The sequence below is a fragment of the Thermococcus sp. Bubb.Bath genome (assembly GCF_012027595.1).
Taxonomy (GTDB): Archaea; Methanobacteriota_B; Thermococci; order Thermococcales; family Thermococcaceae; genus Thermococcus.
This window is the reverse complement of sequence record NZ_SNUR01000039.1, coordinates 1-431: the sequence shown is the minus strand read 5'-3', so window position 1 is coordinate 431 and position 431 is coordinate 1. Positions and strand designations below refer to the sequence as shown.

Annotated in this window: 2 pseudogenes; one reads left to right on the top strand and one right to left on the bottom strand. The window is 46.6% G+C overall.

Annotated features, from left to right (window positions below):
• Positions 1 to 241: pseudogene (locus E3E29_RS11420) on the top strand (ATPase); the annotation flags it as partial.
• Positions 242 to 243: 2 nt separating this feature from the next.
• Here E3E29_RS11420 and E3E29_RS11415 read toward each other — a convergent pair.
• Positions 244 to 431: pseudogene (locus E3E29_RS11415) on the bottom strand (hypothetical protein); the annotation flags it as partial.

The window sequence follows — 431 nt, the reverse complement described above, 5'->3', positions numbered from 1 at the left end:
CGTGCCCACGATTCTGGACGAGCTCCTTGATGACTACACATTCATAGCAACCTCGCTAACAATCTCTGGCGATATAATCGAGGAAGTCAAGCACTGGCTAAGGGCCAGCAATGACGTCATGAGCAAGTTTGATATTGTGGTCGAACTCAAGAGGGACTTCAGAACTGGAACCAGGAAGATCAACAGGATATATGCTGTCAAAAAGTCGGGAGAAAAAGTGGAGCTCGAGCCGCTTCTTTAAGGTTATTTCCTTATCCTCTTAAGGTCCTTGTGTATCTCTTCCTTCAGTTTGCGGTAGTATTCCATGGATAGATAGCCCCTTTTCCAGCCGGCATAGAGAGTCACGTTGAACAGAACGGTTATCAGAACTGCTATCAGGAGGGAGTTTACAGTAACACCACCGATAGTCTTCTGGGTTCTTCGGAACATGC